Origin of the sequence: Roseibium sp. MMSF_3544, from assembly GCF_030732845.1 — a bacterium.
Lineage (GTDB): Bacteria > Pseudomonadota > Alphaproteobacteria > Rhizobiales > Stappiaceae > Roseibium.
Genome location: NZ_JASHKA010000054.1, coordinates 1 through 5,136, shown reverse-complemented (window position 1 = coordinate 5,136; position 5,136 = coordinate 1). Strand labels below are relative to the sequence as shown.

Below are 5,136 nucleotides of genomic sequence, written 5' to 3'. Positions count from 1 at the left end.
GCATTAACTTCAAGACACCGATCAGTCGTCTGAACCTCAATCGGTGAACAACCTCATTGGAAAGCACACCTAGGGTCCCTACCCTAAAGCTGGCATCGAACCTTATGAAAAGCAAAAAGAGGCGCCGTCAAGCGCCTCTGCATCAATTCGACTTGCTGTCTTGGTGTGTCAGCTGCCGCTACACGGCGACCGCCCTCCCTGACCGCCGCCCTGTCGCCCGCCCGGTCTTGGACCGCGCTGGCCGCGCTGCGGCGGCGGACCGCCCGGTCGCAGACGCGGCGGGTGACCGCGCTGCGCCTGGATTAGTTGGACAGCGACCGCAGTGTTGTCAGTCATGGTGGCGAAATCAATGGTCGGCCCACCCTGCTCCGCATCAAGGCCACTTCTTTGCCCACGCCCTTTCAGACGGGTAAAGCTGGGATCGGGACGTCCCATCCAGCAGCGCGGAATGAACGGGAACGTATCTGTCACAACGTAATGATAGGTTCCGTCCGGGTATTCGGGGGTGACGGCAAATCGACCGTTGCACTGGTCGAGATCACCTGCCCCGGCTGCAAAGGCCCAGTCCTGGGTGAATTTGCCGTTGTATGGCCCTCCCGGACCGCTCGGACGAGTTCCGCTCTTGATCCGGTAGCTGCTTTTCAGCTTTTTCATGGAGGATTTCCCCGCCGGGTCGGAATAGCCGTATTGGCCGTAGATCGGAAAGCCGTCTGCCGCAAAGCCGATCATGGCCGGAACCTTGTTGCCACCGCTGGATGCGACGACACCGGTCGGAATGCCATGGTAATGATAGGTGCCATCCGGCTGAACGTGGGCGTTGTACTTGTCGAGGCCCAGTTTGCAGGCACCGCCGAGCGCTTCGTAGTTCCAGCCCGAGCGACGGTTGTTCTGCCAGTATTCAGCCGTGCCCGGATCCATGACGACGCCATTGATCGCGATGCCGAAGACAGAGCCGTGCGCATTTGTCGAACGGCTGTTCTTACGCGGATTGAGCGGAACCTTCAGATTGTAGTTCTTTTTGGAAATGGCGTGCGGATTGTTGCGGTTCGGGAACTGGCCCGGGGCCTTGATCGGATAACCGTTGGCTCTAATACGTCTGGTGTTTCCCTGAACGGTGATGTCTGCGCTGGCTTCGGCCTGCGGCAGCAAAAGATCCCAGATCTCGTCGGCAACATGTTTGTGTGCGAGCGGTTCTTCGCCGCTGAGCGGCGCGGATATTTCGTGTGCAGCCGCCGGTAACGCAATCAATGCCCCCGCGATGGCGAGACTTATGCGCATTCCTTCATTCTCCTGAATCCAGTACCCCGACGGCGGTAATATGCTCTGTTCGTTCCTGCAAAGCAGTCGCCTTTTGGAACGAATGTGTGTCTGGGTGTATCAGGAGAGGGTTTCAGAAATAACAAGAAAAGCCGGCCCGTCAGGACCGGCTTTGCATCATGTTGGTCTAAGACCGGCTTAGCCGACGAGTTCGGTGCCGGAGAACCAGAAAGCGATTTCTTCAGCCGCCGTTTCCGGTGCGTCGGAACCGTGCACGGAGTTTTCGCCGATGGAAAGAGCGTATTCCTTGCGGATCGTGCCTTCAGCAGCTTCTGCCGGGTTCGTTGCACCCATAACTTCACGGTTCTTGGCGATCGCGTTTTCGCCTTCCAGAACCTGAACAACGGTCGGGCCGGAGGACATGAACTCGGTCAGCTCACCAAAGAAAGGACGTTCCTTGTGAACTGCGTAGAAAGCTTCGGCTTCACGCAGTGACATCCATACGCGCCTGGAAGCAACCACCCGCAGACCGGCCTCTTCCAGTTTCGCAGTGATGGCACCGGTCAGGTTGCGCTTGGTTGCATCCGGCTTGATCATGGAAAAAGTGCGTTCAATCGCCATAGCTTGGTCTTTCTCGTTTTGTAGCTGGACGGGCGCTTGGCCGGTCCGCGAATTTCAGAAATTTCGCGGCCTTAATAACGGTGCACCGCAGAGCCTGCAAGGGGCCGGTGCATGACATTTTCATGTTGATTGCCCAGCGTGGCGCTCAAGCACGGCTGCGTGCCGAGATCTGGCTGGTCAACAGCCCTGCAGATGCATACTCTCTGACGGCACCAAACTGACTCGCCGGACCATGGCGAACGGCAATTTCGTTGAGGCAGACCGAAATGGCACCATCAATCGACTTGATCCCCGCGCTCTTGCTGAATCTGCTTGCCGCTGTCGGGCTGGGCCTTAGTTCGACACCGGCGGACTCAGAATCTCTCGCGGCTCCGCTCTCCTATGTGGATCTGCCGGAGAAGATCAAGGCGCTGCCACCTGACGAGCGCGACGAGTTTTACGACTTTGTCGCCGGCAATACGCTCTTCGTGATCTATCACGAGGCTGGTCACATGCTGGTTTCCGAGCTGCAATTGCCCGTTCTCGCGCAAGAAGAAGATGCGGTCGACAACCTGGCGACGGTGTCCATGCTGGCCGCTGACAGCGACAACATGGATATCTACCTCTACCACGCCATGATCGGTTGGTTTCTGATTGCGGAAGAAGAGTACGACGCTCTGGTCTTTTACGGCGAGCATGATCTGGACCAGCAGCGTGGCTACAGCATTTTGTGCATGATGGTTGGTGCCGACGAGGATGCCTTCCTGGAACTTGCCGAAGAGCTCGGTCTTCCGGACGACCGTATCGAGAGTTGCGCATTCGATTATGAACAGGCGGCCGATTCCTGGGAATTCGTCACCGATCCCTACCTTCGCGACGAAGATACTCCGGCTGGAAAGATCAAGATTGCTTACGAGCAGGCGCCAGCCGACCTGAAGGTGCTTGCGGACTTTCTGAAAGAAAAGCAGCTCATGGAATTGGTCGCCGATGAGCTCGACACGTTCTACGATCTTCCCGAAGAGGTGACGTTCAAGGCTGCCCCTTGTGGCATGGACAATGCCTTTTGGGATGCTTCAGAGCGCGAAGTCACGATCTGCTACGAGCTTCTCGGTGGATTTGCAGAGCTCTACCTGGACCTGTTGTCTGACGAAAACTGACCTCACGCCGTTTTCTGTCAAAGCTCTCCTGCGGCCGGTCCTCGGGTCACCCGTTAGCAGTGCAGCTTTGCCACAGAAACGTGTTCCTGGAAGTCAAATGCGCCTTTGTGCTTGCATCGCCGCGACTGCTCCGCCAAACATCCGGCCATGTTGCAAATTTCAGACCTTACATACCGGATCGGAGACCGTCTTCTGATCAACAAGGCGAGCGTTACCCTTCCCGGAAAGGCCAAGACCGGGCTCGTGGGGCGCAATGGTGCCGGCAAGTCCACGTTGTTCAAGATCATCACCGGCGACCTTTCGACAGAAACCGGTTCGGTCCAGATACCGAAGCGTGCACGTATTGGTCAGGTCGCACAGGAAGCCCCCGGCACCGAAGACACGTTGATGGATGTTGTTCTCGCCGCTGACAAGGAACGCAGCCGTCTGCTTGCCGAGGCCGAAACGGAAACCGACCCCGACCAAATCGCTCATATCCACACCCGGCTGGCCGACATCGGTGCCCACACAGCAGAAGCACGCGCCGGTGCGATCCTTTCCGGGCTGGGGTTCAATGCAGAAGCGCAGCAAAGGTCCTGCTCTTCTTTTTCGGGCGGCTGGCGCATGCGCGTTGCGCTGGCGGCGGTGCTCTTTTCCGAGCCGGATCTTTTGTTGCTGGACGAGCCAACCAACTATCTGGACCTTGAGGGCACGCTCTGGCTCGAAAACTATGTCGCGCGCTATCCGCATCAGGTTTTGCTGATCTCCCACGACCGGGACCTTCTCAACAAGGCGGTCGACAGCATCGTGCATTTGGAGCGGGGCAAACTGACCTATTATTCCGGTGGATATGACAGTTTCGACCGGCAGCGGCGCGAAGCGATGATCCTGGCCGAAAAAGCCAAGGAGAAGCAGGATGCCCAGCGCAAGCACATGCAGGCCTTCGTCGACAGGTTTCGCTATAAGGCCAGCAAGGCACGGCAAGCGCAGTCTCGCCTCAAGATGCTGGAAAGAATGCAGCCGATTGCGGCCTTGACCGAAGAGAGCGGCAAGCCGATTCAGTTTCCGGATCCGGAGGCCCAACTTGCCCCGCCCATTCTCAAGCTGGAGGGCGTCTCGACCGGCTATGGTTCGACCAAGATCCTGTCCCGCTTGACGCTGAACATCGATACCGACGACCGCATTGCATTGCTTGGCGCGAACGGCAACGGCAAGTCCACCTTTGCCAAGCTGATATCCGGCCGCCTCGGTGCCATGGACGGCAACATCACCAAGGCATCGAAGCTGAAGATTGCGTTTTTCGCCCAGCACCAGCTCGACGAACTCAAGCCGGCGGAGAATGCGGTTGCCCACGTCCGTGCGCTGATGCCGGATGCACCGGAAGCGAAAGTGCGGGCCCGGGTTGCGCGTTTCGGACTGCCGACCGACCGCATGGATACCCCGGCAAAGGACCTCTCCGGCGGCGAAAAGGCCCGTCTCCTTCTTGGACTGGCTACATTTGACGGTCCGCACCTGCTGATCCTCGATGAACCGACCAACCATCTGGACATCGACAGCCGCGAGGCTTTGGTTATGGCGCTCAACGATTACAAGGGTGCCGTCGTCCTTATCAGCCATGACAGGCACCTCATCGAAGCTTGCGCGGATCGGCTGTGGCTGGTCGCTGACGGTAGGGTCGAGCCGTATGACGGTGACATGGACGACTATCGCCGCTTGATCCTGCAGGGCCCGGAGGCTGCGCAAAAGGCGCGTGACAGGGCAGCAGAAGAAGCCGAAAAAGCCTCGGCGCAGGAAAAACGCCGCGAAGCTGCCCAAAAACGCAATCAGCTCAAGCCCCTGAAGCAGAAAATCGAGGCAGCGGAAAAGGAAATGGCGCGGCTTCAGGAGAAAATTATCAAGCTGGACGAAGCCCTGTCTGACCCTGAGTTCTTTCAGAAGGAGCCCGAACGGGCCACCAAGTTCGCCAAGGAACGTGCCTTTTGCGAAAAGAAGTTGGTCAAGACCGAGGAAGAATGGCTTGAGTTGTCTGCCGAGTACGAAGAAGCCGGCTGAACCCGGATTGTTTACTTTAGGGTACGGACCCATAAATGAAGCCGATTTGGCGGCATAAATGGCGAAATCACGCAAGGAAGCGTGTGAAGAG

General features: G+C 57.8%; 4 protein-coding genes. 2 read left to right on the top strand and 2 right to left on the bottom strand.

The features are described from left to right. Positions 1 to 168: 168 nt before the first annotated feature. The gene (locus tag RBB47_RS30890; protein WP_305989780.1) at positions 169 to 1,278 is read right to left on the bottom strand and encodes a YHYH protein; all 1,110 of its coding nucleotides are present in this window, start codon (positions 1,276 to 1,278) and stop codon (positions 169 to 171) included. 177 nt (positions 1,279 to 1,455) lie between these two features. Continuing rightward, positions 1,456 to 1,878, bottom strand: coding sequence for a nucleoside-diphosphate kinase (ndk, locus tag RBB47_RS30885; RefSeq protein ID WP_299471444.1), 423 nt, complete (start codon positions 1,876 to 1,878; stop codon positions 1,456 to 1,458). 266 nt (positions 1,879 to 2,144) lie between these two features. Between ndk and RBB47_RS30880 the strand changes: the two genes are divergently transcribed. Continuing rightward, positions 2,145 to 3,014, top strand: coding sequence for a DUF4344 domain-containing metallopeptidase (locus RBB47_RS30880; RefSeq protein WP_305989779.1), 870 nt, complete (start codon positions 2,145 to 2,147; stop codon positions 3,012 to 3,014). 147 nt (positions 3,015 to 3,161) lie between these two features. Next, positions 3,162 to 5,045, top strand: a complete 1,884-nt coding sequence (locus tag RBB47_RS30875; RefSeq protein WP_305989778.1) for an ABC-F family ATP-binding cassette domain-containing protein — start codon at positions 3,162 to 3,164, stop codon at positions 5,043 to 5,045. The last annotated feature ends 91 nt before the right edge of the window (positions 5,046 to 5,136 follow it).